This is a genomic window from Streptomyces sp. NPDC002754 (genome assembly GCF_053592315.1).
Genome location: NZ_JBSFVM010000002.1, coordinates 463,895 through 487,836 on the forward strand (window position 1 = coordinate 463,895; position 23,942 = coordinate 487,836).

Annotated in this window: 26 protein-coding genes and 1 pseudogene; 25 read left to right on the plus strand and 2 right to left on the minus strand. The window is 69.5% G+C overall.

Annotation, left to right across the window (positions count from 1 at the left end; translation table 11 throughout):
- Positions 1-43: 43 nt before the first annotated feature.
- Complete coding sequence (locus tag ACWD2L_RS09515) at positions 44-907, minus strand: class I SAM-dependent methyltransferase (RefSeq protein WP_351336308.1); 864 nt, start codon at positions 905-907, stop codon at positions 44-46.
- Between the two features lie 289 nt (positions 908-1,196).
- On the opposite strand from ACWD2L_RS09515, the gene proS reads away from it, so the two are divergent.
- From proS to ACWD2L_RS09605, 18 genes are all read left to right on the plus strand, one after another.
- Entirely contained in the window at positions 1,197-2,612 is a 1,416-nt protein-coding gene (gene proS / locus ACWD2L_RS09520) for a proline--tRNA ligase (protein ID WP_351336311.1), read from the plus strand.
- Positions 2,613-2,826: 214 nt separating this feature from the next.
- The gene (locus ACWD2L_RS09525) at positions 2,827-3,423 is read left to right on the plus strand and encodes a hypothetical protein (RefSeq protein WP_351336314.1); all 597 of its coding nucleotides are present in this window, start codon (positions 2,827-2,829) and stop codon (positions 3,421-3,423) included.
- Positions 3,424-3,621: 198 nt separating this feature from the next.
- Positions 3,622-4,044, plus strand: coding sequence for a 30S ribosomal protein S16 (gene rpsP / locus ACWD2L_RS09530; protein WP_351336316.1), 423 nt, complete (start codon positions 3,622-3,624; stop codon positions 4,042-4,044).
- Positions 4,045-4,046: 2 nt separating this feature from the next.
- The gene (locus tag ACWD2L_RS09535; protein WP_014176063.1) at positions 4,047-4,286 is read left to right on the plus strand and encodes an RNA-binding protein; all 240 of its coding nucleotides are present in this window, start codon (positions 4,047-4,049) and stop codon (positions 4,284-4,286) included.
- Positions 4,287-4,386: 100 nt separating this feature from the next.
- Entirely contained in the window at positions 4,387-4,962 is a 576-nt protein-coding gene (gene rimM, locus ACWD2L_RS09540; RefSeq protein ID WP_351336319.1) for a ribosome maturation factor RimM, read from the plus strand.
- Positions 4,959-5,780 carry a tRNA (guanosine(37)-N1)-methyltransferase TrmD gene (trmD, locus tag ACWD2L_RS09545; RefSeq protein WP_351336322.1) on the plus strand — a complete coding sequence of 274 codons (822 nt, stop codon included), beginning with the start codon at positions 4,959-4,961 and terminating at the stop codon, positions 5,778-5,780. Before rimM ends, trmD begins: the two co-directional genes overlap by 4 nt.
- 132 nt (positions 5,781-5,912) lie before the next feature.
- On the plus strand, positions 5,913-6,263 hold the full coding sequence (gene rplS, locus ACWD2L_RS09550) for a 50S ribosomal protein L19 (RefSeq protein ID WP_351336325.1): 351 nt from the start codon (positions 5,913-5,915) through the stop codon (positions 6,261-6,263).
- Positions 6,264-6,341: 78 nt separating this feature from the next.
- Positions 6,342-7,046 carry a signal peptidase I gene (gene lepB / locus ACWD2L_RS09555; RefSeq protein ID WP_351336327.1) on the plus strand — a complete coding sequence of 235 codons (705 nt, stop codon included), beginning with the start codon at positions 6,342-6,344 and terminating at the stop codon, positions 7,044-7,046.
- Positions 7,039-8,151, plus strand: coding sequence for a signal peptidase I (gene lepB / locus ACWD2L_RS09560; RefSeq protein ID WP_351336330.1), 1,113 nt, complete (start codon positions 7,039-7,041; stop codon positions 8,149-8,151). The genes lepB (ACWD2L_RS09555) and lepB (ACWD2L_RS09560) overlap by 8 nt, the downstream gene beginning before the upstream one ends.
- Positions 8,039-9,013, plus strand: a complete 975-nt coding sequence (gene lepB, locus ACWD2L_RS09565) for a signal peptidase I (protein ID WP_351336333.1) — start codon at positions 8,039-8,041, stop codon at positions 9,011-9,013. Before lepB (ACWD2L_RS09560) ends, lepB (ACWD2L_RS09565) begins: the two co-directional genes overlap by 113 nt.
- 93 nt (positions 9,014-9,106) lie before the next feature.
- Positions 9,107-9,844, plus strand: a complete 738-nt coding sequence (gene lepB, locus ACWD2L_RS09570) for a signal peptidase I (RefSeq protein WP_351336335.1) — start codon at positions 9,107-9,109, stop codon at positions 9,842-9,844.
- The gene (locus ACWD2L_RS09575) at positions 9,837-10,349 is read left to right on the plus strand and encodes an NUDIX hydrolase (RefSeq protein ID WP_351336338.1); all 513 of its coding nucleotides are present in this window, start codon (positions 9,837-9,839) and stop codon (positions 10,347-10,349) included. Before lepB (ACWD2L_RS09570) ends, ACWD2L_RS09575 begins: the two co-directional genes overlap by 8 nt.
- Positions 10,350-10,404: 55 nt before the next feature.
- Positions 10,405-10,713, plus strand: coding sequence for a DUF2469 domain-containing protein (locus ACWD2L_RS09580; protein ID WP_008737534.1), 309 nt, complete (start codon positions 10,405-10,407; stop codon positions 10,711-10,713).
- Between the two features lie 111 nt (positions 10,714-10,824).
- Positions 10,825-11,217, plus strand: coding sequence for a YraN family protein (locus ACWD2L_RS09585; protein ID WP_351336341.1), 393 nt, complete (start codon positions 10,825-10,827; stop codon positions 11,215-11,217).
- A complete protein-coding gene (locus tag ACWD2L_RS09590) occupies positions 11,217-12,839 on the plus strand; it encodes a YifB family Mg chelatase-like AAA ATPase (RefSeq protein ID WP_351336344.1) in 1,623 nt (540 codons plus the stop codon). Before ACWD2L_RS09585 ends, ACWD2L_RS09590 begins: the two co-directional genes overlap by 1 nt.
- A 120-nt stretch (positions 12,840-12,959) precedes the next feature.
- Positions 12,960-14,126 carry a DNA-processing protein DprA gene (gene dprA, locus ACWD2L_RS09595; protein ID WP_351336346.1) on the plus strand — a complete coding sequence of 389 codons (1,167 nt, stop codon included), beginning with the start codon at positions 12,960-12,962 and terminating at the stop codon, positions 14,124-14,126.
- Positions 14,127-14,475: 349 nt separating this feature from the next.
- On the plus strand, positions 14,476-15,318 hold the full coding sequence (whiG, locus tag ACWD2L_RS09600; protein ID WP_351336349.1) for an RNA polymerase sigma factor WhiG: 843 nt from the start codon (positions 14,476-14,478) through the stop codon (positions 15,316-15,318).
- A 138-nt stretch (positions 15,319-15,456) separates the two neighbouring features.
- On the plus strand, positions 15,457-16,014 hold the full coding sequence (locus ACWD2L_RS09605) for a TetR/AcrR family transcriptional regulator (protein ID WP_326015403.1): 558 nt from the start codon (positions 15,457-15,459) through the stop codon (positions 16,012-16,014).
- A gap of 289 nt (positions 16,015-16,303) precedes the next feature.
- On the opposite strand, the pseudogene ACWD2L_RS09610 reads toward ACWD2L_RS09605, so the two are convergent.
- Positions 16,304-16,696: pseudogene (locus ACWD2L_RS09610) on the minus strand (peptidoglycan DD-metalloendopeptidase family protein); the annotation flags it as partial.
- Between the two features lie 289 nt (positions 16,697-16,985).
- Here ACWD2L_RS09610 and rpsB point away from each other — a divergent pair.
- The 7 genes from rpsB (at position 16,986) to rlmN (ending at position 23,810) form a co-directional block, all read left to right on the plus strand.
- Entirely contained in the window at positions 16,986-17,933 is a 948-nt protein-coding gene (gene rpsB / locus ACWD2L_RS09615; RefSeq protein WP_351336352.1) for a 30S ribosomal protein S2, read from the plus strand.
- Positions 17,934-18,054: 121 nt separating this feature from the next.
- Positions 18,055-18,891, plus strand: a complete 837-nt coding sequence (tsf, locus tag ACWD2L_RS09620) for a translation elongation factor Ts (protein WP_351336355.1) — start codon at positions 18,055-18,057, stop codon at positions 18,889-18,891.
- A 171-nt stretch (positions 18,892-19,062) separates the two neighbouring features.
- Positions 19,063-19,842 (plus strand): UMP kinase, encoded by a 780-nt coding sequence (gene pyrH / locus ACWD2L_RS09625; RefSeq protein ID WP_351336357.1) that lies wholly within the window; start codon positions 19,063-19,065, stop codon positions 19,840-19,842.
- A gap of 155 nt (positions 19,843-19,997) precedes the next feature.
- The gene (gene frr, locus ACWD2L_RS09630; RefSeq protein ID WP_351336359.1) at positions 19,998-20,555 is read left to right on the plus strand and encodes a ribosome recycling factor; all 558 of its coding nucleotides are present in this window, start codon (positions 19,998-20,000) and stop codon (positions 20,553-20,555) included.
- A gap of 32 nt (positions 20,556-20,587) precedes the next feature.
- Complete coding sequence (locus ACWD2L_RS09635) at positions 20,588-21,808, plus strand: phosphatidate cytidylyltransferase (RefSeq protein ID WP_351336361.1); 1,221 nt, start codon at positions 20,588-20,590, stop codon at positions 21,806-21,808.
- A 178-nt stretch (positions 21,809-21,986) separates the two neighbouring features.
- The gene (locus ACWD2L_RS09640; RefSeq protein ID WP_351336363.1) at positions 21,987-22,643 is read left to right on the plus strand and encodes a YceI family protein; all 657 of its coding nucleotides are present in this window, start codon (positions 21,987-21,989) and stop codon (positions 22,641-22,643) included.
- 60 nt (positions 22,644-22,703) lie between these two features.
- Positions 22,704-23,810: a 23S rRNA (adenine(2503)-C(2))-methyltransferase RlmN gene (rlmN, locus tag ACWD2L_RS09645; RefSeq protein ID WP_351336365.1), complete on the plus strand. Its 1,107-nt coding sequence runs from the start codon at positions 22,704-22,706 to the stop codon at positions 23,808-23,810.
- The last annotated feature ends 132 nt before the right edge of the window (positions 23,811-23,942 follow it).

A 23,942-nucleotide genomic window follows, 5' to 3' on the forward strand; every position in this document is an offset into this window, starting at 1 on the left:
TTGTGGCGTCTCCTCGTGGTGTCTCACGGCGTGTTGTGGCGTCTCACGGCGTGCGGGCTATCAGGTACCTGAACACATTGGGCATCCACACCGTGCCGTCGGCGCGCACATGGGCCCGCAGCGCCTCGGACACCTCCTTGTCGACCTGCGCCGGGTCCGTCGCCCCCACGGCGGCGTCGAACAGGCCCGTCGAAAGCAGCCCGCGCACCGCGCTCTCGGCGTCCGCGTACCCGAAGGGGCACGCCACCCGGCCGGAACCGTCGGGCCGCAGCCCCGCCCGCTGAGCGACCTCCTCCAGGTCGTCACGGAGTGCCGGGCGCCAACTACCCGTACTACGTAGAGGGTCGGCGAGTTTTGTGGCCACCCGTAGGACGGACGAGGTGGCACAGCGCTCCGGAGGGCCCCAGCCGACGAGCACCACGGCGGCGCCCCGGTCTGCCAGGGGTGCCACGCTCTCCAGGCGCGCCGAAAGCCCCTCGGAGTCCCCGGCCACACACCCGATCGGCCGGAATCCGGTGATCACGTCGTACGGGGCTCCGCCGGGATCGGTCGCGGTGAGATCGGCGGCGTCGGCCGTCGTGAGCCGGGCGTCCGCGGCCTCCCGCGGCGCGGAGGCGTCGGGCAGCAGCCGCTCCTCGGCCAGGGCGAGGAGCTCGGGATGCGAGGGCTCGACGCCGGTGACGGCCGCGCCGCGCGACGCCGCCATCAGGAGCGCGAGCCCGGAGCCGCAGTCGAGCCCGAGGAGCCGGGTGCCCGCACCGACCTCCAGGCGCTCGTAGACCGCTTCGTAGAGCGGCACCAGCATCCGTTCCTGAATCTCCGCCCAGTCACGCGCGCGTGCGCACAAATCCGTCCGCGGCGCGGGGGCCGTGTGAGGGAGGTGCCGCCGCACGAGCGTAGGTGTCATCGAAAGTGCCCCAATCCACCGAGAGATACCGAGAGTTGTCGCCGTGCCGACTGCCCGTACGCGTGGCGTCCGACCGTGTTCGCGCGCTGCTCGCGCTCCCCCCCCCGTAAGCCAGAAAACTCCGCAACGTCCGCCGCGTCTAGGGGGTGATTGGCAGGCGCGGCGACAATGCGCGTGTGCACCGTCGTGCGCCCCCGGGAGGTCATATGACGGGCGCACGCGGGTGGCCCCGGGCATACGGGCGAAAAGGATTCGAGTGCTCCACGGCCCGCGCCGTAGCATCCGCGCCATGGCCAAACCCCGCGTTCTCACGCCCCGGACGGAAGACTTTCCGCGCTGGTACCAGGACCTGATCACCAAGGCCGAACTGGCCGACAACGGCCCGGTGCGCGGCACCATGGTCATCCGACCGTACGGCTACGGCCTGTGGGAGCGGATGCAGCGGGAGATGGATGACCGCATCAAGGAGACGGGCGCGCAGAACGCGTACTTCCCGCTCCTGATCCCGCAGTCGTACCTCACCAAGGAGGCCGACCACGTCGAGGGCTTCGCGCCCGAGCTGGCCGTGGTCACGCACGGCGGCGGCAAGGTGCTGGAGGAGCCCGCCGTCGTCCGCCCCACCTCCGAGATGGTCGTCAACGCCTCCTTCGCCAAGTGGGTGCAGAGCTACCGGGACCTGCCGCTGCTCATCAACCAGTGGGCGAACGTGGTCCGCTGGGAGCTCAGGCCCCGCCTCTTCCTGCGTACGACGGAATTCCTCTGGCAGGAGGGCCACACGGCGCACGCGACCTACGAAGAGGCGCGCGACTTCGCGGCGCGCATCCACCGGGACGTCTACGCGGACTTCATGGAGAACGTCCTCGCGATGGACGTCCTCCTGGGGCGGAAGACGACCAAGGAGCGCTTCGCCGGCGCCATCAACACCCTCACCCTCGAAGGGATGATGGGCGACGGCAAGGCCCTCCAGATGGGCACGAGCCACGAACTCGGCCAGAACTTCGCCAAGGCGTTCAACACGCGCTTCCTGTCCAAGGACGGCACGGAGGAGCTGGTCTGGCAGACCTCCTGGGGCTCGACGACCCGCATGATCGGCGCGCTGGTGATGATGCACGGCGACGACAACGGGCTGCGCGTCCCGCCCCGCCTCGCGGCCACCCAGGTCGTCGTGCTCGCCGTCAAGGACGACGAGGCGGTGCTCCACAAGGTGCGCGAAATCGGCGACGTACTTAAGAAGGCGGGAATCCGTGTCCACGTGGACGACCGCACCGACACCCCCTTCGGCCGCCGCGCCGTCGACTGGGAACTGAAGGGCGTGCCCGTACGCGTCGAGGTCGGGCCCCGCGACCTGGAGAACGGCACCGCGATGCTCGCCCGGCGCATCCCCGGCGGCAAGACCCCGGTCGCCCTGGAGGCGCTGGTCGCCGTGGTGCCCAAGATCCTGGAGGAGGACCAGGCGCTGCTGCTCGCGCAGTCACGGGAGCGGCGGCGGCTGCGGACGACCGACGTGGCCACGGTCGCCGAGGCCCTGGAGGCGACCTCCGCGGGCGGTTGGGCGCGCATCCCGTGGGCCACCCTCGGGGAGGCGGGCGAGAACGAGCTCGCCGGGCACGGCGTCTCCGTACGGTGTCTGATCACCCCCGAAGGGGCGGTGCCGGACGCCGACGACGCGGCCGGTAACGTCGCGGTCGTCGCACGCGCCTACTAGGCGCGCGTAGCCGGAGGGCGCCCGCGAAGACGGAGGGCGTTCGTGAAGGCGTACGTGCCACTACGCACCACCTTGGTGTGAGCTGTGCGCCTTCTCCGTACATTTGCGCACCCGCCCTCCTCGGGACGCATCAGTGGGAACTGACTGGTACGTGCAAATTATTTGGGATGCCCCGGAATAGGAACACGGAGGCCCCCCGGCTCGTTGTCACGACGTGAGCACGACACCACCTGTCCTCGCCGCAGAACTGGCAGGGGCGTGGGCCGACATTCAGCGGCACCACCCCGAGCTGCCGGATCTTGCCGCGCCCGAATCCCTGATCGGCGAGTCGTCGTCCGCCTGTGGACGCGAGCTCTCCTTCGAACGACTCCTTCATGAGGCAGTCCACGGCATCGCAGCCGCGCGCGGAATCCGCGACACCTCGCGCGCCGGCCGCTATCACAATCGCAGATTCCTGGCCATCGCCGAGGAGTTGGGCCTCGACCATCCAGAGGAACCACACCCCAGCAGCGGCTTCTCGCTGGTCACGCTCAACCCGGAGGCGAAGCAGCGCTACCGCCAGACGATCGAGCGGATCCAGCGCGCACTGAAGGCGCACACCGTGGCGACCGCCGCGGACACCAAGCGAAGCTTCCGCGGCCCCGCCGCTCGGCACGGCTCCTCCGGGGGCGGCGTCCGCGTCAAGGCGGTCTGCGACTGCGGGCGCAACGTCCGAGTGGTGCCGTCGGTGCTCGCCCAGGCCCCGATCATGTGCGGCGGCTGCGGAAAGCCGTTCCGCATCCCGGAGATCGTCGGTGTCGCGGCGGGCTGAGGGCCGTGTTCCTGGTGGGGGGCCGGACCGGAGTTCGGTCACCCCCACGGCATGTGGCACAATGGCTAGCTGTACTCGACAGTCGCATAGGACCCCTCTCTCCTCCGGCTGACGCGTCCGTCGGGCACTCGGGTACCGCAACCCCACGCGGCAATCTCGCCGTGCCCACCCACGTCAAGACCAGGAGACACCACTCCCGTGGCAGTCAAGATCAAGCTGAAGCGTCTGGGCAAGATCCGCGCGCCTCACTACCGCATCATCGTCGCCGACTCCCGCACCCGCCGTGACGGCCGTGCGATCGAGGAGATCGGCCTGTACCACCCGGTGCAGAACCCGTCGCGCATCGAGGTCGACTCGGAGCGTGCGCTGTACTGGCTGGGTGTCGGCGCGCAGCCGACCGAGCCGGTCATGGCCATCCTCAAGCTCACCGGTGACTGGCAGAAGCACAAGGGTCTGCCCGCCCCCGCGCCGCTGAAGGTCGCCGAGCCGAAGGCCGCCCGCCCCTCCTTCGAGGCGCTGGCCACCGAGGACGGTCCCAAGGGTGAGGCCATCACCCAGAAGAAGAAGGCTGAGAAGAAGGACGAGGCCGCTGAGGCCCCGTCCGAGTCGACCGAGGCCTGAGCATGCTCGAGGAGGCTCTTGAGCACCTCGTGAAGGGCATCGTCGACAACCCCGACGACGTGCAGGTCGCCTCGCGCAACCTGCGCCGGGGGCGCGTCCTCGAGGTCCGGGTCCACCCCGACGACCTCGGCAAGGTGATCGGCCGCAACGGCCGCACCGCGCGCGCTCTGCGTACCGTCGTGGGTGCCATCGGCGGCCGTGGTGTCCGCGTCGACCTCGTCGACGTCGACCAGGTTCGCTGAGAAAAGTTGAACACCGGCTCGGGCCGGGGAGGGCTTACGAGCCGTCCCCGGCCCGATTCGTTTGAGCCGCCTTCGGCGGCCTGACAGGAGAGTTTCCGACGTGCAGTTGGTAGTCGGGCGCATCGGTCGCGCCCACGGCATCAAGGGTGAGGTCACCATCGAGGTGCGCACCGACGAGCCCGAGCTGCGGCTCGGCCCCGGCGCGCGACTCGCCACCGACCCGGCCTCCACCGGGCCGCTCACCATCGAGTCCGGCCGGGTGCACAGCGGCCGGCTGCTGCTGCGCTTCGAGGGCGTACGGGACAGGACCGCGGCCGAGGCGCTGCGCAACACCCTCCTGATCGCCGCGGTGGACCCCGAGGAACTGCCCGAGGAAGAGGACGAGTTCTACGACCACCAGCTCATGGACCTCGACGTCGTCCTCGCCGACGGCACCGAGGTCGGCCGGATCACGGAGATCTCACACCTGCCCTCGCAGGACCTGTTCATCGTGGAGCGGCCCGACGGCAGCGAGGTCATGATCCCGTTCGTCGAGGAGATCGTCACCGAGATCGACCTCGAAGAGCAGAAGGCTGTCATCGACCCGCCGCCCGGGCTGATCGACGACCGCGCGGAGATCGCGTCGTCGCGCGAGGAGTCGCCGCGCGAAGAGGAAGAGGGGGACGGGTCCGCATGAGGCTCGACGTCGTCACGATCTTCCCCGAGTACCTTGAGCCGCTGAACGTCTCCCTCGTCGGCAAGGCACGCGCGCGTGGTCAACTCGACGTCCACGCGCACGACTTGCGGCAGTGGACCCACGACCGGCACAACACGGTCGACGACACCCCCTACGGCGGCGGCCCCGGCATGGTCATGAAGACCGAGCCGTGGGGCGAATGCCTCGACGACGTACTCGCCGAAGGGTACGAGAGTGGCGCTCAGGGGCCCGTCCTGGTCGTCCCCACGCCCTCGGGGCGCCCCTTCACCCAGGAACTCGCCGTGGAGCTCTCCGAGCGCCCCTGGCTGGTCTTCACGCCCGCGCGCTACGAGGGCATCGACCGCCGCGTCATCGACGAGTACACGACCCGTATGCCGGTCTACGAGGTCTCCATCGGTGACTACGTCCTCGCGGGCGGGGAGGCCGCCGTGCTCGTGATCACGGAGGCCGTGGCGCGCCTGCTGCCCGGCGTACTCGGCAACGCCTCCTCGTACGAGGACGACTCCTTCGCACCGGGCGCGATGGCCAACCTCCTGGAGGGGCCCGTCTACACGAAGCCTCCCGAGTGGCGCGGCCGGGACATCCCCGACGTGCTGCTCAGCGGCCATCACGGCAAGATCGCCCGCTGGCGCCGCGACGAGGCGCTGCGCCGCACCGTGCGCCACCGGCCCGATCTGATCGAGCGCACCGACCCCAAGGCCTTCGACAAGAAGGACCGCGAAATGCTCTCGATCCTGGGCTGGGGGCCGCGCCCCGACGGACGATTTGGGCCGACGCCCGAGATCGTGGAAGAATAGGCCGCTGCTGTACGTCCAGCCTGCGCCCCTGCCACAGGGGGAACGACGCAAGGCCCGACGCGAACAGCTACCGAAACTCATCGCATACCTCCCGCCGATGACCTGTGGCATCGGCGAAGAAAGCAGACGATCATGGCTAACCTGCTCGACTCCGTCGACTCCGCTTCCCTGCGCAGCGACGTCCCGGCCTTCCGCCCCGGCGACACCGTCAACGTCCACGTGCGCGTCATCGAGGGCAACCGCTCCCGTGTGCAGCAGTTCAAGGGCGTAGTCATCCGCCGCCAGGGCGCCGGCGTCCGCGAGACCTTCACGGTCCGCAAGGTCTCCTTCTCCGTCGGCGTCGAGCGCACCTTCCCGGTGCACACCCCGATCGTCGAGAAGATCGAGCTCGTCACCAAGGGCGACGTCCGCCGCGCCAAGCTGTACTACCTCCGTGACCTGCGCGGCAAGGCCGCGAAGATCAAGGAGAAGCGCGAGAACTGAGCCGCTCGACGCCCCCAGAGGGCGTCGGCGCATCTCGCCTGCGGCGTCCACAGTGCGGCCGGATAGCATCTGGCCTCGATGGACACCGAAGCACAGCATGAGGAGCGCGACCGCTCCTCCGAGCCCCATGAGGACACCTCACCGGGCGAGGAGGACCGGTCGCGCTCCTCTTTGCTCTCCGGGGTGGTCGACTGGCTGCCGGGCGGCCGCATCACCCTGACCCTGCTGCTGTGCCTGGCCTGCCTGCTGGCCCTCAGCGTCTTCGTGGCGCAGCCGTTCCAGATCCCCAGCGGCTCCATGGAGAGCACATTGAGGGTCGGGGACCGCGTTCTCGTAAATAAGTTGGCGTACCGTTTCGGTGCCGAGCCGACCCGTGGCGACGTGGTCGTCTTCGACGGCAGCGGGTACTTCGGCGAGGGCGACTACATCAAGCGCGTCGTGGGCACGGGGGGAGACCGGGTGGTCTGCTGCGACAGCAAGGGGAGGATCGAGGTGAACGGGAAGTCCGTGGACGAGCGCGCCGTGCTGCACGCCACGGACGCGCCTTCGGAGGTGCCGTTCAACATCGTGGTTCCCGAGGACACCCTCTTTCTGCTCGGTGACCATCGCAGCGACTCCCGTGACTCCCGCGACTACTTGGGCGCACCTGGCGGCGGGTTCGTCCCCCTGGACCAGGTCATCGGCAAGGCCCAGTGGATCGCGTGGCCGACCGGGCACTGGCACTCCTTGTCCCGTACGGACCTCTACGCGCGCGTGCCTGCACCCGGCGGCGCGCATGGGTAGGCGGGGCAAATCGCGCAGTCACCGCGGCGACGAGCGGCTGCCCACCGGCAGCCGGCCCACCAGCGGCCCCGAGCAGCAGGGCAGGGCCGAGCGGCGCAAGCTCGCCCGCAAGGTGAAGCGCCGCCGACGGCGCTCCGTACTGAAGGAAATACCCCTCCTCATAGGCGTGGCCCTGGCCATCGCGCTCGTCCTGAAGACGTTCCTGGTGCAGGCCTTCGTCATCCCGTCGGGCTCCATGGAACAGACGATCAGGATCGGCGACCGGGTTCTGGTCGACAAGCTCACTCCCTGGTTCGGCGCGCAGGTGCAGCGCGGCGACGTCGTCGTCTTCAACGACCCGGGGAAGTGGCTCGAGCAGGAGGCCGGCCAGAAGACGGAGCCCCCGGTCGGCGTGAAGCAGGTCAAGGAAGGCCTGACCTGGATCGGGTTGCTGCCGTCCGACAATGAACGCGACCTCATCAAGCGGGTCGTGGGCGTCGGCGGCGACACCGTGAAGTGCTGCGACACAAAGGGCCGCGTCACGGTGAACGGGACACCGCTCGAAGAGCGTGCGTACATCCATCCCGGTAACGCCCCCTCGAAGTTCGACTTCTCTGTGAAGGTGCCCAAGGGGCGCCTGTTCGTGATGGGCGACCATCGCGCCAACTCCGCGGATTCCCGCTATCACCTCACCGAGGCCTTCAACGGGACGGTGTCGGAGGAGTCCGTCGTGGGGCGGGCCCGGTTCATCGGGTGGCCGATCGGTCACTGGACCTCGCTGTCGGAGCCGCCGACCTTCGCGGCCGTGGCCGACGCGCAAGGAGGCGGGTCGACCGCCGCCTCAGGAACGTCGCATAGGGTGGCCTCCACGTACGGTGCCGGACCGGGCTCGAACGCTTCGGATTCGGAACGATTTATCCCCCTCCCGACCCCTGCGGAACTCCCGCTCGTTATGGGAGTGGTGGGCCTGCATCGGATACGGATCAGGCGGCGGCACGGAGTGAGGAGTGGATGTGGGGGACTTGGCGGTCGGCGCACGGTCAGGGCATGGCCCCGAAGAGGAGCCCGGGCGATCCGACGACGTGGCGGGTCAGGACCCCGCGGGCCGGGCGCCCGAGGCGGGTGACGGCTCGACGGCCGGGCCCATGGGCGAGGCGGAGTCGAGCAGTGGGTCGAAGGGCGGACCCAAGAAGGCGCGTTCCTTCTGGAAGGAACTGCCGCTCCTCATCGTCATCGCGCTCGTCCTCGCGCTGGTGATCAAGACGTTCCTGGTCCAGGCGTTCTCGATCCCTTCGGCGTCGATGGAGAACACGCTGAAGATCGGCGACCGGGTGCTGGTCGACAAGCTCACCCCGTGGTTCGGCTCGGAGCCGGAGCGCGGCGAGGTCATCGTCTTCCACGACCCGGCGAGCTGGCTCGAGGGCGAGCCGACGCCGGAGCCGAACGCCGTCCAGACGGTGCTCAGTTGGGTCGGCCTGATGCCGTCCGCGGACGAGAAGGACCTCATCAAGCGCGTCGTCGGCGTCGGTGGCGACACCATCGAGTGCAACGGCACGGGACCGCTCAAGGTCAACGGCAAGGCGCTGAACGAGCCGTACGTCTACCCGGGCAACACCCCGTGCAGCGACGACAACGCCGGTGGAACGTTCAAGGTGAAGGTTCCCCAGGGCAAAGTTTGGGCCATGGGTGACCACCGCCAGGACTCCATGGACTCGCGCTACCACCAGAACGACAAGAACGGCGGCTTCGTCCCCGTGGACAACGTCGTGGGTCGCGCCATCGTCGTAGCCTGGCCGCCCACGCACTGGTCGATGCTGCCGGTGCCGGACACCTTCGACCAGTCCGGTCTCAACGCCGTGGCGAACGCGGCTCCGGGCGCGCTCGGGCTCGCGGGTGCGGCGCCGCTGGTGCTGTGGCGCAGGCGCAAGATCAATCAGCGCGTTACCGAGGGGAACACCAGGGTTTCTGCGGCTGGTGGCGCCCGGTAGGGTGCCGTCCCAGATCGCCGATCTTCCGTGGTCCGCACCGTTCCGGGGCTGGTTCGACGAGATCGATTTCTCCGAACCGCGGGAGCAACTGGGATGAGCAGGACACGTCGTACGAATGAGGGTCACGGCAGGACCGGCAGCGCGCTGTCCGGTATAGCCGTGGCCCTCGGCTGTGTGTTGTTCCTGGGTGGGTTCGTCTGGGGCGCGATTCTGTACCAGCCGTACACCGTGCCCACCGACTCCATGGACCCGACGATCAAGGCGGGTGACCGGGTGCTCGCGGAGCGGATCGACGGCGGCGAGGTCAAGCGCGGCGATGTCGTCGTCTTCCAGGAGAACTCCTGGGGAAACGTTCCGATGGTCAAGCGCGTGGTCGGCGTCGGCGGTGACAAGATCGCCTGCTGCACGCAGAAGAAGCTGACCGTGAACGGCGAGCAGATCGACGAGCCGTACCTCCCGAAGGGTGAGAGCGCCTCACTTACCGGCATCAAGACGACGACCGTCCCGCAGGGCCGGCTCTTCCTGCTCGGCGACCACCGCGCCGACTCGCTGGACTCCAGCGCGCACATCGGTGACAGCGAGAACGGCTCGGTGGAGCGCGGCGCCGTACAGGGCCGCGTGGACGCCCTGGCGTGGCCCATGGCCGGGATGCAGAAGCCCACCGGGTTCGAGGCGCTGTCGGGCGGCATCTCGCAGCCGGGACCGGTGAAGACGGTGCTCGCGGCCATCGTGGCGGGCGCGGTACTGGTGCTCGGCGGAGCGGCGTACGGGCCGATCGCGAAGCGCTCACGGCGCTCGCGCGGGGCGTCCCCGGAGCCGGCCCGTGTCTGACCCCAGCCGCGAACCGCGCAAGGTCGCCCGCGTCGTGCTGCTCGACCCTGAGGAGCGGATCCTGCTCCTGCACGGGCACGAGCCGGGCGACATGGCGGACGACTGGTGGTTCACGCCGGGCGGCGGCCTGGAGGGCGACGAGACGCGTGAAGAGGCCGCCCTGCGGGAACTGGCAGAGGAGACCGGCATCACCGACGTGGAACTGGGGCCCGTGCTGTGGCAGCGAATCTGCTCCTTCCCCTTCGACGGTCGGCGCTGGGACCAGGACGAGTGGTACTTCCTGGCCCGTACGAGGACGCCCTCGGCGGAGCTCGGAGAGATCAAGGGGACGGGCCTGACCGACCTGGAGCGCCGCAGCGTCGCGGGAGCACGCTGGTGGACGTGCCGGGAACTGGCCGAGGCGCATGAGACGGTGTATCCGACCAGACTCGCCGGGCTGCTGAAGCGGCTGCTCGACGAAGGTCCCCCGAGCCGGCCCGAGGTCCTCGACACGGAAATCGTCTAGAGGCCCACGGGGCTGGCGCACAATAGGGGGACGCACGGCTGAAGGGGAACATGCCATGAGCGCCGAGGACCTCGAGAAGTACGAGACCGAGATGGAGCTGAAGCTCTACCGGGAGTACCGCGACGTCGTCGGTCTGTTCAAATACGTGATCGAGACCGAGCGGCGCTTCTACCTCACCAACGACTACGAGATGCAGGTGCACTCGGTCCAGGGCGAGGTGTTTTTCGAGGTGTCGATGGCGGATGCCTGGGTCTGGGACATGTACAGGCCCGCTCGTTTCGTGAAGCAGGTTCGCGTACTCACGTTCAAGGACGTGAATATCGAGGAGCTGAACAAGACCGATCTGGAGCTTCCGGGCAGCTGACCCGTGGGGCGCGCGGCGGGTGACGGAGTTTTCCACAACCTGTAAGTAGTTCACCAAGATCCACTTCTTTGCTGCCCGGGCGTCAGCGTGGGTGCCGGAGGTGGTGCCGACGTGAACGCACGGGGAGCACTGGGGAAGTACGGCGAGGATCTGGCCGCGAGGCGGCTGACCGAGGCGGGGATGACGGTGCTCGCGCGCAATTGGCGTGCGGGCAGGTCCGGCGAGATCGACATCGTGGCGCGGGACGGCGACGCGATCGTCGTGTGCGAGGTCAAGACCCGCAGCGGACACAGCGCCGGCGCACACAGCGGCGAGGCCGGGGCCTTCGAGCACCCGATGGCCGCGATCACACCGGTCAAGGCGGCGCGGCTGCGTGATCTCGCCGAGCGCTGGGTGCAGGAGCACGGGGGAGCGCCGCCCGGTGGCGTCCGCATCGATCTCATCGGCGTGCTGCTGCCGGAGCGCGGAGCGCCCTGCGTCGAGCATGTGCGAGGGGTGTCCTGATGGGCTTCGCGCGTACGTGTTCCGTGGCCCTCGTGGGAGTCGAGGGCGTCGTCGTCGAGGTACAGGCAGACCTGGAGCCGGGCATCGCCGCGTTCACGCTGGTGGGGCTGCCGGACAAGAGCCTGGTGGAGAGCCGCGACCGGGTCAGGGCGGCGGTGGTCAACTCCGGGGGTGACTGGCCGCAGAAGAAGCTCACGGTGGGGCTGAGCCCGGCGTCCGTGCCGAAGAGCGGTTCGGGTTTTGATCTCGCTGTCGCGTGCGCCGTGCTCGGCGCTGCCGAGCGGATCGATCCGAAGATCCTCGCCGACATCGTGATGATCGGGGAGCTGGGGCTCGACGGGCGGGTGCGGCCGGTACGGGGCGTGCTCCCGGCCGTACTCGCGGCGGCCGACGCCGGTTACGAGCAGGTCGTGGTCCCGGAGTGCACGGCCGGGGAGGCGGCCCTCGTGCCGGGGGTCTCGGTCCTCGGTGTGCGCAGCCTGCGTCAGCTCATCGCCGTGCTCACGGACGATCCGGTGCCGGACGAGGAGCCGGCGGAAGAGCGGGGGCGTCCCGATCCGATGCTGGCGGGCCTGAGCATGCCCGGCACCGGAGTGGGCACGGGGTTCGGCGGGGCCTCGCACGACGGGCCCGGGCTCGATCTCGCCGAGGTCGTCGGGCAGTTGTCCGCCCGCACGGCGATCGAGGTCGCGGCGGCGGGCGGACACCACGTGATGCTGTCGGGGCCACCGGGAGCGGGCAAGACGATGCTGGCCGAGCGGCTGCCCGCCATCCTGCCGCCGCTCACCCGTGAGGAGGCCCTGGAGGTCACCGCGATCCACTCGGTCGCGGGAATGCTGTCGCCGGGCACATCGATGATCGACACCGCGCCGTACTGCGCACCGCACCACTCGGCGACCATGCAGTCCCTCGTCGGGGGCGGGCCGGGGGTGGCGCGGCCTGGAGCGGTGTCGCTCTCGCATCGGGGTGTGCTGTTCCTCGACGAGGCACCTGAATTCAGTGGCAAGGCACTCGATGCCCTGCGCCAGCCCCTCGAGTCCGGGTACGTGGTGATCGCGCGCAGCGCCGGGGTGGTGCGGCTGCCCGCGCGGTTCCTGATGGCGCTCGCCGCGAACCCCTGCCCCTGCGGGCAGTACCGGCTGCTGGGCGGCGAGTGCGACTGCCCGCCGGCCACGGTCCGCCGCTACCAGGCCAGGCTCTCGGGGCCGCTGCTGGACCGGGTCGACCTCCGCGTGGAGGTCGACGCCGTCACACGCGACGCACTGGCGGGGTACGGGCCGCGGGGCGAGAGCACCAAGGTCGTCGCGGACCGGGTGCGGGAGGCCAGAGAGCGGGCGGCGGCCCGGTTCGCGGACACCCCGTGGCGGACCAACAGCGAGGTGCCGGGTCACGTCCTGCGCACCCGCTGGCCCGCGGCGCCCGGCGCGCTCGACGAGGCGGAGCTCGACCTGGAGCGCGGCTTCCTCACCGCGCGCGGTCTTGACCGGGTGCTGCGGGTGGCCTGGACCGTGGCCGACCTCGCCCGGCGGGACCGCCCCTTCGCCCAGGACGTGGCACTCGCGCTGCAACTACGGACCGGGATCTCACGCGGCGTGCCGATGACGATCGGGGCGGGGGCGTGACGGGGGCCGGGATCGTTCACGGGTCACGCCTTGCGCGGCGCCCGCGTGGGGGCCTGGGGATTGGGGTTCCGGGGATTGGGTCCGACGTGGGGCCCCGGCGATGAAGGAGGGAGGGGCGTGATGGGTGTGGGGAGTGGTGACGAGGTGCGGCTGGCGCGGGTGCGGCTCACGCGGATCGTGGAGCCGGGCTGGGAGGTCGCCGGGCAGTGGCTGCGCGAGTTCGGCGCCGTGGAGACGGTGCGGCGCATCGAGGCAGGAGGGACGGAGGAACCGCTGCCCGGGGCGCGGGCAGAACGCTGGGCGGGGCTCGTCGCGCGGGCCGCGGACGCGCCGCCCGCCGAGCGGGATCTCGCGCGGGCGACGGCGGCCGGGGCGCGGTTCGTGTGTCCGGGAGACGCCGAGTGGCCAGGACAGTTGGACGACCTGGGGGACGGGCGGCCGGTGGGGCTCTGGGTGCGGGGCGGGCCCAACCTGCGGATGTGGGCGCTGCGCTCGGTCGCCGTGGTGGGCGCGCGGGCCTGCACGGACTACGGGGTGCGGATGGGCGCGAGCCTCGGCGCAGGACTCGCCGAGCGTGGCTGGGTCGTCGTCTCGGGCGGGGCCTACGGGGTCGACGCCGCCGCGCATCGTGGGGCGCTCGGTGCGACCGGGGCGACGGTGGCCGTGCTCGCCTGCGGCATCGACCGGATCTACCCGCGGGGGCACGCCCAGTTGATCGACCGGGTCGCGGAACAGGGACTCGTGATCGGGGAGTTGCCGCCCGGGGACCATCCGACGCCCACCCGGTTCATCCTCCGGAACCGGGTGATCGCGGCGCTCACCAGAGGAACGGTCGTGGTGGAGGCGGCCTATCGCAGCGGAGCGCTGGGCACGGTCCGCTGGGCGCAGCGCCTCGGGCGGCACGCCATGGGCGTTCCGGGGCCGGTGACCAGCAGCGTCTCCGCGGGAGTGCATGAACTGCTGCGCAAGGAAGCGGTGCTGGTGACCGACGCGGCGGAAGTCGTGGAGCTGGTCGGGGAGATGGGCGAGCTCGCCCCCGAGCGGCGTGGACCGGTGCTGCCCCGCGATCTGCTGCCACCCGGTGCGGCGCGGGTGCTCGCCGCGCTTCCCGCCCACGGGGTGTGCAGCGTCGCCGAGGCCGGCCGCGGCGCGGGGGCGAGCCAGGACGAGACGATCGGGAGGTTGTACGAACTGCGCTCGTTGGGGTTCGTCGAACGACACGGCGACGGCTGGCAGTTGACACGCCAGGCGATCGATTCGGTCTTTCCCGGAGGGGAGCTGTTCTGACGCGGTGCGTTGCGCCGTCCGGATGACCCCCGATGGCCTTGGCAATTCCGGCAGTTGGCGCTCCGTCGTGATTGGCCGGGGCGACGGAACCGTCCACGCGAGGCGACGAAGGGAACGTATCTGCGCAACGGTGATCTCCCACCCTTCGCACACTGCGACGCTCCAGTCACGCTACGCTCACCAGGATCCGGGTTCGTCCCCTCCATCCGGAATCAGGTGGGTAGCTCGGTACCAGTCATCACCAGACGGGCAACACGGCATCTTCACAGGCAGAGCGATCACAGCGACCAGTACGTCAAGCACCCTCGGTTTCCTGGGGACGCAGCAGCAGAACGGCACAAGGCGGCGCATGCCACAACACACCTCAGGGTCCGACCGGGCGGCGGTACCCCCCGCCGCGCGCGGCTCCAGCGTGCGGCCTCCGGCTCCCTCCTCCCTCGAGGAGCTGTGGAGGTCGTACAAGGCGACGGGCGACGAGCGGCTGCGGGAGCAGCTGATCCTGCACTACTCGCCGCTGGTGAAGTACGTGGCGGGCCGGGTCAGCGTGGGGCTGCCGCCCAATGTGGAGCAGGCGGACTTCGTCTCGTCCGGGGTCTTCGGGCTCATCGACGCGATCGAGAAGTTCGACATCGAGCGGGAGATCAAGTTCGAGACGTACGCGATCACCCGGATCCGCGGCGCGATGATCGACGAACTGCGCGCGCTGGACTGGATTCCCCGGTCCGTGCGGCAGAAGGCGCGCAACGTGGAGCGCGCCTACGCCACCCTCGAGGCCCAGCTGCGGCGCACTCCTTCCGAGAGCGAGGTGGCCGCGGAGATGGGGGTCGCGCTCGAGGAACTGCACGCGGTTTTCAGTCAGTTGTCGCTGGCGAACGTGGTGGCGCTGGAGGAGTTGCTGCACGTCGGGGGCGAGGGCGGCGGTGACCGGCTCAGCGTCCTGGACACGCTCGAGGACCACGCCGCGGACAACCCGGTGGAGGTCGCGGAGGACCGGGAGCTGCGGCGCTTCCTGGCGCGGGCGATCAATACGCTGCCGGAGCGCGAGAAGACCGTCGTCACGCTCTACTACTACGAGGGCCTGACGCTGGCCGAGATCGGGAACGTGCTCGGGGTCACGGAGAGCAGGGTCAGCCAGATCCACACGAAGTCCGTGCTGCAGCTGCGGGCGAAGCTGGCGAGTTTCGGGCGGTGAGGGGGCGTGGCCCCGCGGTCCGGCGAATCGTGCCTGCCGCGTGCCCGACTCCGGTCGGCGCCCCTGAGGCCCTACCGGCTCCCGTCGCGGGCCGTCTCTTCGTAAAGTGGAGACGTGCCTAGGATTCGAGCGGCCTCCGTGGCCGAGCACCGGTCGATGCAGCGCGGCGCCCTTCTGGACGCGGCGCGTTCCCTGTTGTCCGAGGGCGGGACGGACGCGCTGACGTTCCCCGCGCTCGCGGAGCGGACGGGGCTCGCGCGCTCGTCCGTCTATGAATACTTCAAGTCGCGCGCGGCCGTGGTCGAGGAGCTGTGCGAGGTCGACTTCCCGGTGTGGGCCGCGGAGGTCGAGGCCGGGATGGCGCGCGCCGATACGCCCGAGGGCAAGGTCGAGGCGTATGTGCGGGAGCAGTTGGCGCTGGTGGGGGACCGGCGGCACCGGGCGGTCGTCGCCATCTCCGCGAGCGAGTTGGACGCCGGGGCGCGGGAGAAGATCCGGGCCGCGCACGGCGGGCTCGTCGCGATGATCGTCGAGGCGCTCGAGCAGATGGGGCATGCGCAGCCCCGGCTCGCCGCGATGCTGGTCCAGGGTGTGGTGGACGCGGCCGTGCGCAGGATCGAGCTGGGGGCCGCGGAGGAGCCCGGCGTGATCGTGGACGCGGCCGTGGGTATGGCGCTGCGGGGCGTTCGCGGCTGAGTCCGGCCCGGACCCGGCGTTCGTGTTGCGCGGCACCGGGGTCCTGTAGCGGTGCCGTGGTCGGCGCCCCCGTGAGCGTTACGCGGCACCGCACCCCGTCTTGCCCACCCTGCCGCCCAAGGCGGCAGATTGCCCAAGGCGGGGTGCGGCCGACGGATTGTGCCCACCCCCACACCGGCAGCAGCCGCGACGGGCGGCCGCGTAGTGCCGATGCGTCCAGCAAGGACAGGGGGTCCAGATATGTCGCGGCTCGGCGCAGGCCCCAGTGGAGGCACGACGGGGATGCGGGAGGGCAGTGGCCTGTGGGGAGTTGGAGGGTGCCCACGACCTCGCCCGCTGTGACCTCGGCCCCCCGTTTCACCAGCGGTGTCACCGGTTCGTACGTCGTGCGCAGAGGCGGGTCGCCGGTGTCCGAGAGTGCGACGGAGAGCACACCCCTGCCCGCGATCTCTCCCGCGAAGGAGACCCGGCCGTCGGCGACCGCGTGTACGGGGGCGTCGATGGGGGCCGCCAGGTCGACGCCGCGGTGGCCGGGGCCGTAGGGCGAAGCCGGCGGTGCCCAGGGCCGGACCACCCGTGGCCGCTCGCCCACCGGCCAGAGGTGGGCGTCACCCGCCCAGGCCGCAGGGCCGAGGACCGCGAGCAGGACCCCCGCCATCATCACCGTGAGTAGTTTTCGCATGGCGCTCAGGTTCCCCGGCGGAGCGGCCCCGCGGGGATCATGGCCGGGAAACGTGGACTACCGAGCGGTTGTGGACAGCGGCGTCACCCGGTACCTCGCGGGTCCCGTACACTTCATGTGGCGATCCGGCCCACCGGATCGACTTCGCACGCCCCGACACCGGCCCTCACAGGTTTCGTGTCAGTGGCCTATCGGTCCCGTACGACCGCCTCGCAAGAGCGCGAGCGTACGCGGCAGGCACACGCAGTGGGCGTCAGGAAACAACCGAGAACACCAGAGGAGTACGGCCATGGCCGTCGTCACGATGCGGGAGCTGCTGGAAAGCGGCGTCCACTTCGGTCACCAGACCCGTCGTTGGAACCCGAAGATGAAGCGCTTCATCTTCACGGAGCGCAACGGCATCTACATCATCGACCTTCTCCAGTCGCTGTCGTACATCGACCGCGCCTACGAGTTCGTCAAGGAGACCGTCGCCCACGGCGGCACGGTCATGTTCGTCGGCACGAAGAAGCAGGCGCAGGAAGCCATCGCCGAGCAGGCGACCCGCGTCGGCATGCCCTACGTGAACCAGCGCTGGCTGGGCGGCATGCTCACCAACTTCTCGACCGTCTACAAGCGTCTGCAGCGCCTCAAGGAGCTCGAGCAGATCGACTTCGAGGACGTCGCCGCGTCCGGTCTCACCAAGAAGGAGCTTCTCGTGCTCTCGCGCGAGAAGGCCAAGCTGGAGAAGACCCTCGGTGGTATCCGCGAGATGTCCAAGGTGCCCAGCGCCGTCTGGATCGTGGACACCAAGAAGGAGCACATCGCTGTCGGCGAGGCCCGGAAGCTCAACATTCCGGTCGTCGCGATCCTCGACACGAACTGTGACCCCGACGAGGTCGACTACAAGATCCCGGGCAACGACGACGCGATCCGCTCCGTCACCCTGCTCACCCGCGTGATCGCCGACGCCGTCGCCGAGGGCCTCATCGCCCGCTCCGGCGTGGCCACGGGCGACCAGAAGCCGGGCGAGAAGGCCGCCGGCGAGCCCCTCGCCGAGTGGGAGCGCGACCTGCTCGAGGGCGAGAAGAAGGCCGACGACAAGGCTGAGGCGAAGCCCGCCGAGGCCGAGGTCAAGACCGAGGACAAGGCCGAGGAGAAGGCTGCGGAGGCCCCGGCCGCCGAGGCTGCCGCCCCCGCCGAGGCCCCGGCTGAGGCCCCCGTCGAGGCTCCGGCCGCGGACGCCGAGCAGGCCTGACCCGCACGGGATTCGGTTTCATGAGGTGACGGCGGGGGTCGACTGCGACCCCCGCCTTCACCCGTAACCGTCACCTTCGTTCTCACACTGCTTCAGACTTCGTAGAGAGAAAACCAGGATCATGGCGAACTACACCGCCGCTGACGTCAAGAAGCTCCGCGAGCTCACGGGCGCCGGCATGATGGACTGCAAGAAGGCGCTCGACGAGGCCGACGGCAGCGTCGACAAGGCCGTCGAGGCCCTGCGCATCAAGGGCCAGAAGGGCGTCGCCAAGCGCGAGGGCCGTTCCGCCGAGAACGGCGCGGTCGTCTCCCTCATCGCCGACGACAACACCTCCGGTGTCCTCGTCGAGCTGAAGTGCGAGACGGACTTCGTCGCCAAGAGCCCGAAGTTCCAGGCCGTCGCCGACCAGCTGGTCGCCCACGTCGCCAAGACGGCCCCGGCCGACCTCGAGGCGCTGCTCGCCTCCGAGATCGAGGCCGGCAAGACCGTCCAGGCCTTCGTCGACGAGGCCAACGCCAACCTCGGCGAGAAGATCGTCCTGGACCGCTTCGCGCAGTTCTCGGGCGCGTACGTCGCTTCCTACATGCACCGCACCATGCCCGACCTGCCCCCGCAGATCGGTGTTCTGGTCGAGCTGGACAAGGCCGACGCCGAGCTGGCCAAGGGCATCGCTCAGCACATCGCCGCCTTCGCGCCGAAGTACCTCACCCGTGAGGACGTTCCGGCCGAGATCGTCGAGTCCGAGCGTCGCGTCGCCGAGGAGACCACGCGCGCCGAGGGCAAGCCGGAGGCCGCGCTCCCGAAGATCGTCGAGGGTCGCGTCAACGGCTTCTTCAAGGAGGCCACGCTGCTCGGTCAGCCGTACGCCCTCGACAACAAGAAGTCCGTCGAGAAGGTCCTCCAGGAGGCCGGTGTCACCCTGAAGCGCTTCTCGCGCATCAAGGTCGGCATCTGAGTCAGTACCGCGCCAGACGCGAGACCCCGCTAGGGTCGACAGCAGTCGTCCGGGAACGCGCCGGACGACCGCAGTTGTGACGAGGAGGCCATTGCCGCGCATGGGATGCGAACCACCCCATCGGCAGTGGCCTTCTTCGTATGTGTGCCAAGTAAAAGAGGCGAGAATCCCATGACCACCACCCAGGCCGACACAGCCGATAAAGGCGACAAGAGCGACGAAGGCAAAGGCGCGGGGCGCTTTCTGCTGAAGCTTTCCGGTGAGGCGTTCGCCGGGGGCGGGGGTCTGGGCGTCGACCCCGACGTGGTGCACGCCATTGCCCGTGAGATCGCGGCCGTCGTACGGAGCGGCTACCAGATCGCCGTCGTCATCGGCGGCGGCAACTTCTTCCGCGGCGCCGAACTGCAGCAGCGCGGCATGGACCGCGCCCGCAGCGACTACATGGGCATGCTCGGCACCGTCATGAACTGCCTGGCCCTCCAGGACTTCCTGGAGAAGGAGGGCATCGACTGCCGCGTGCAGACCGCCATCACCATGGGGCAGGTCGCCGAGCCGTACATCCCGCTGCGCGCCGTGCGGCACCTGGAGAAGGGCCGCGTCGTCATCTTCGGCGCCGGTATGGGCATGCCGTACTTCTCCACCGACACCACCGCCGCGCAGCGCGCCCTGGAGATCGACGCCCAGGCGCTGCTCATGGGTAAGAACGGGGTCGACGGCGTCTACGACTCGGACCCGAAGACCAACCCCGAGGCCGTGAAGTTCGACGGGCTCAGCTACGGCGAGGTCATCACCCGCGACCTGAAGGTCGCCGACATGACCGCGATCACCCTGTGCCGCGACAACAAGCTGCCGATCCTCGTCTTCGAGCTCATCACGTCGGGCAATATCGCCCGTGCCGTCAAGGGTGAGAAGATCGGGACCCTCGTAGGCGAAGAGGGCACCCGCGCCTGACCCCCTTCCGTCCCCCGGGAGCCCTGTGTCCTCGAAGGTTCCCCGAGGGATGGACAATGTCCTGCCGGTCGGACACCGTGCAGGAAAGACCGCGACGCAGCCGACCGCGCCCCCGTGCCCGGCCGGGCCTCACTCAAGACACGCAGGAGCAAGTGGTGATCGAAGAGACCCTCCTCGAGGCCGAGGAAAAGATGGAGAAGGCCGTCGTCGTCGCCAAGGAGGACTTCGCCGCGATCCGCACAGGACGTGCGCACCCGGCGATGTTCAACAAGATCGTCGCCGACTACTACGGCGCGCTGACGCCGATCAACCAGCTGGCCTCGTTCTCGGTACCCGAGCCGCGGATGGCCGTGGTGACCCCGTTCGACAAGAGCGCGCTGCGCAACATCGAGCAGGCGATCCGCGACTCCGACCTCGGCGTCAACCCGAGCAATGACGGAAGCATTATCCGGGTGAACTTCCCGGAGCTCACCGAAGAGCGCCGCCGCGACTACATCAAGGTCGCCAAGGCCAAGGCGGAGGACAGCAAGGTGTCCATCCGCTCGGTGCGCCGCAAGGCCAAGGAAGTCATCGACAAGGCGATCAAGGACGGCGACGTCGGCGAGGACGAGGGCCGGCGCGGCGAGAAGGAACTGGACGACACCACCACGAAGTACGTGGCCCAGGTGGACGAGCTGCTCAAGCACAAGGAAGCCGAGCTGCTCGAAGTCTGAGCGAGCGCGGAAGATCGAGGTTCGAGGAATCCGTGAACGACTCTTCCTGGGGTGCGCCGACCGGGCCCGGACAGTGGGGACCGACCGACGGCCAAGGGTCCGCCCCTGGTCAGGGGCCCGCGTACGGGCAGGTGCCGGCGTACGGCCAAGAGCCGTCGTACAACCAAGGGCCGCCGTACGACCACGGGCGCGCTCCGGCGGGTCCCGCGTACGAACGGCACGCGGTCGATGAGACTCGGCCCATGCCCATCGTGCCCGATATGCCTGATACGCCTTCTGGTGACGGAACGCCTTCCGGTGACGGAAGGGGCGGCGACCAGGACGACCGGGGGGTCGCTCGGCTGAGTGGTCCCCTGTTCCGCGACGAGGCGCCCGTCCTGCCGGAGCCCGCCCCGTCCGCGGAGCCTTCGGGGTCCTCGCAGTCCGTACCGCGCAAGAAGAAGAGCGCGGGCCGGGACCTCGGATCGGCCATAGGTGTCGGCGTCGGGCTCGGTGCGGTGGTCATCGCTTCGCTCTTCGTCGTCAAGGCCGTGTTCGTCGGCGTGATAGCGGTCGCCGTCGTCGTCGGCCTGTGGGAGCTGACCTCGCGGCTCGAGGAGCGCAAGGGCATCAGGGCGCCGCTCGTGCCGCTCGCCGTCGGCGGCGCGGCCATGGTGGTGGCCGGCTACGTACGGGGCGCCGAGGGCGCCTGGGTGGCGATGGCGCTGACCGCTCTCGCGGTCCTCGTGTGGCGGATGACGGAGCCTCCCGAGGGGTACCTGAAGGACGTCACGGCGGGGGTCTTCGCGGCCTTCTACGTGCCGTTCCTCGCGACCTTCGTGGCGATGATGCTCACCGCGGACGACGGGGCGTGGCGCGTGCTCACGTTCCTGATCCTCACGGTCGTCAGCGACACCGGCGCGTACGCGGTCGGCTGGCGCTTCGGCAAGCACAAACTCGCGCCGCGCATCAGCCCCGGCAAGACCCGCGAGGGGCTGCTGGGCGCCGTCTCGTTCGCCATGGTGGCGGGCGTGCTGTGCATGCAGTTCCTGGTGGACGACGGCACGTGGTGGCAGGGCCTCGTCATGGGCGCGCTCGTCGCGGCCAGCGCGACCCTCGGTGACCTCGGCGAGTCCATGATCAAGCGGGACCTCGGGATCAAGGACATGGGGACGCTGCTGCCGGGCCACGGCGGGATCATGGATCGGCTCGACTCCCTGCTGCCGACGGCCCCGGTCGTATGGCTGCTTCTGGTGCTGTTCGTCGGTTCCTGAGCCCCTGACGAACGCTGAGGCCTCTTAAGAACGCCCACGCGAGAGCCCCCGTCCGTAACCGGACGGGGGCTCTTCGTATCCGCCCCTGCGAGAGATGTGAAGACCTGTTCGCGAAGGTGGGCGGGTTCGTTGAGGGGGGCTTGCGGGTGTTCTTTACGCTCAAGTAACAACATGCCTCATGAACATTTTCGGTCGCAGCTTCTCATCCCGGCGCGCAGAGGGATCCGCTGCTCCGGGGGCCGCCGGCACCGCGCTACTGCCCGACCCGGCCGGCCACGACCCGTCCATGGCGGCGCTCACCGGCAGTTGGATGGTCGACCCGGCGCACAGCAGGATCGGGTTCTCCGTCCGGCACGCCATGGTGACCACCGTGCGCGGGGCCTTCACGGAGTACCAGAGCCGCCTCTACTTCGACGGCGACGACCCGTCCCGCTCGTCCGCCGAGCTCGTCCTCGCCACGTCGAGCGTCGACACCGGTGTCGAGCAGCGGGACGCCCACGTGATGGGCCGTGACTTCCTGAACGCCTCCCAGTACCCGCGGATGACCTTCAAGAGCACCGCGGTGGAACTGGCGGGCGACGATGTCTACCGGATGCACGGCGACCTCACCATCAAGGACGTCGCCCGCCCCGTCGTCCTCGAACTCACCTACATCGGCTTCGTCACGGACGCCTTCGGCGACGAACGCGTCGGCTTCGACGGCACCACCACCATCAACCGCACCGACTGGGGCCTGATGTACAACGCGCGCCTCGCCCAGGGCGGCAACATGGTCAGCGACAAGGTCCGCCTCCAGTTCGACATCGCGGCCATCCGCACCCCGTCGGGCCCCTGATCGCCCCTGATCCCACGGGCGCGCAGGCCACCCTCGTAGATCTGCGACACTGGATGGGCTATGCCTAAGCCCGGAGAACTCACGTTTGTCGCCCCCCGCGGAGCCAAGAAGCCGCCGCGGCACCTTGCTGATCTTTCGCCTGCTGAGCGGAAGGAAGCCGTTGCCGCGATCGGTGAGAAGCCGTTTCGCGCCAAGCAGCTCTCGCAGCACTACTTCGCGCGGTACGCGCACGATCCCGCGGAGTGGACCGACATCCCCGCGGGGTCGCGCGAGAAGCTGCGGGAGGCGTTGCTGCCGGAGCTGATGACCGTCGTGCGGCATCTGTCGACCGACCAGGACACCACGCGCAAGACGCTGTGGAAGCTGTTCGACGGGACGCTCGTGGAGAGCGTGCTCATGCGGTACCCGGATCGCGTGACGATGTGTATCTCGTCGCAGGCGGGCTGCGGCATGAACTGTCCGTTCTGTGCCACCGGGCAGGCCGGGCTCGACCGGAATCTGTCGACCGGCGAGATCGTGCATCAGATTGTTGATGGGATGCGCGCGCTGCGGGACGGGGAGATTCCCGGCGGCCCGGCCCGGCTCTCCAACATCGTGTTCATGGGCATGGGCGAGCCGCTCGCCAACTACAAGCGGGTCATCCAGGCCATTCGCGCGCTCACCGACCCGGAGCCGGACGGGGTCGGGCTCAGTCAGCGCGGCATCACCGTGTCGACGGTCGGGCTGGTGCCCGCCATCAACCGGTTCACCGATGAGGGGCTGAAGTGCCGGCTCGCGATTTCGTTGCACGCTCCTGACGACGAGCTGCGCGACACCCTCGTACCCGTGAACACGCGGTGGAACGTGCGGGAGGTGCTCGACGCCGGGTTCGAGTACTCCGCGAAGTCCGGGCGTCGGCTGTCCATCGAGTACGCACTCATCCGGGACATCAACGACCAGGCATGGCGTGGTGACCGGCTCGGGCGGATGCTCAAGGGGAAGCCCGTGCATGTGAACCTGATTCCGCTGAATCCGACTCCCGGCTCGAAGTGGACCGCCTCGCGCCCCGAGGACGAGAAGGCCTTCGTCAACGCGATCGCCGCGCACGGCGTCCCCGTGACCGTCCGGGACACCCGTGGCCAGGAGATCGACGGAGCCTGTGGACAGTTGGCGGCCACCGAGAGGTAGCCTGGCCATCATCAGTAAGTACGACAACTGAATCTGCATTCCGACAGGGGAGCGCCACAGCGCTGAGAGTGCGGCATCGGCCGCAGACCCTCTGAACCTTGCCCGGGTCATTCCGGGTAGGAAGTTCGGACA

What these genes read in the sequence shown, in the direction of transcription:
- ACWD2L_RS09515 (WP_351336308.1), bottom strand. Translation starts at nt 907, where the DNA reads ATGACACCTACGCTCGTGCGGCGGCACCTCCCTCACACGGCCCCCGCG.
- proS (WP_351336311.1), top strand. Translation starts at nt 1,197, where the DNA reads ATGGCCAAACCCCGCGTTCTCACGCCCCGGACGGAAGACTTTCCGCGC.
- ACWD2L_RS09535 (WP_014176063.1), top strand. Translation starts at nt 4,047, where the DNA reads ATGCTCGAGGAGGCTCTTGAGCACCTCGTGAAGGGCATCGTCGACAAC.
- trmD (WP_351336322.1), top strand. Translation starts at nt 4,959, where the DNA reads ATGAGGCTCGACGTCGTCACGATCTTCCCCGAGTACCTTGAGCCGCTG.
- rplS (WP_351336325.1), top strand. Translation starts at nt 5,913, where the DNA reads ATGGCTAACCTGCTCGACTCCGTCGACTCCGCTTCCCTGCGCAGCGAC.
- lepB (WP_351336327.1), top strand. Translation starts at nt 6,342, where the DNA reads ATGGACACCGAAGCACAGCATGAGGAGCGCGACCGCTCCTCCGAGCCC.
- lepB (WP_351336330.1), top strand. Translation starts at nt 7,039, where the DNA reads ATGGGTAGGCGGGGCAAATCGCGCAGTCACCGCGGCGACGAGCGGCTG.
- lepB (WP_351336335.1), top strand. Translation starts at nt 9,107, where the DNA reads ATGAGCAGGACACGTCGTACGAATGAGGGTCACGGCAGGACCGGCAGC.
- ACWD2L_RS09580 (WP_008737534.1), top strand. Translation starts at nt 10,405, where the DNA reads ATGAGCGCCGAGGACCTCGAGAAGTACGAGACCGAGATGGAGCTGAAG.
- ACWD2L_RS09590 (WP_351336344.1), top strand. Translation starts at nt 11,217, where the DNA reads ATGGGCTTCGCGCGTACGTGTTCCGTGGCCCTCGTGGGAGTCGAGGGC.
- dprA (WP_351336346.1), top strand. Translation starts at nt 12,960, where the DNA reads ATGGGTGTGGGGAGTGGTGACGAGGTGCGGCTGGCGCGGGTGCGGCTC.
- whiG (WP_351336349.1), top strand. Translation starts at nt 14,476, where the DNA reads ATGCCACAACACACCTCAGGGTCCGACCGGGCGGCGGTACCCCCCGCC.
- rpsB (WP_351336352.1), top strand. Translation starts at nt 16,986, where the DNA reads ATGGCCGTCGTCACGATGCGGGAGCTGCTGGAAAGCGGCGTCCACTTC.
- tsf (WP_351336355.1), top strand. Translation starts at nt 18,055, where the DNA reads ATGGCGAACTACACCGCCGCTGACGTCAAGAAGCTCCGCGAGCTCACG.
- pyrH (WP_351336357.1), top strand. Translation starts at nt 19,063, where the DNA reads ATGACCACCACCCAGGCCGACACAGCCGATAAAGGCGACAAGAGCGAC.
- ACWD2L_RS09640 (WP_351336363.1), top strand. Translation starts at nt 21,987, where the DNA reads ATGAACATTTTCGGTCGCAGCTTCTCATCCCGGCGCGCAGAGGGATCC.
- rlmN (WP_351336365.1), top strand. Translation starts at nt 22,704, where the DNA reads ATGCCTAAGCCCGGAGAACTCACGTTTGTCGCCCCCCGCGGAGCCAAG.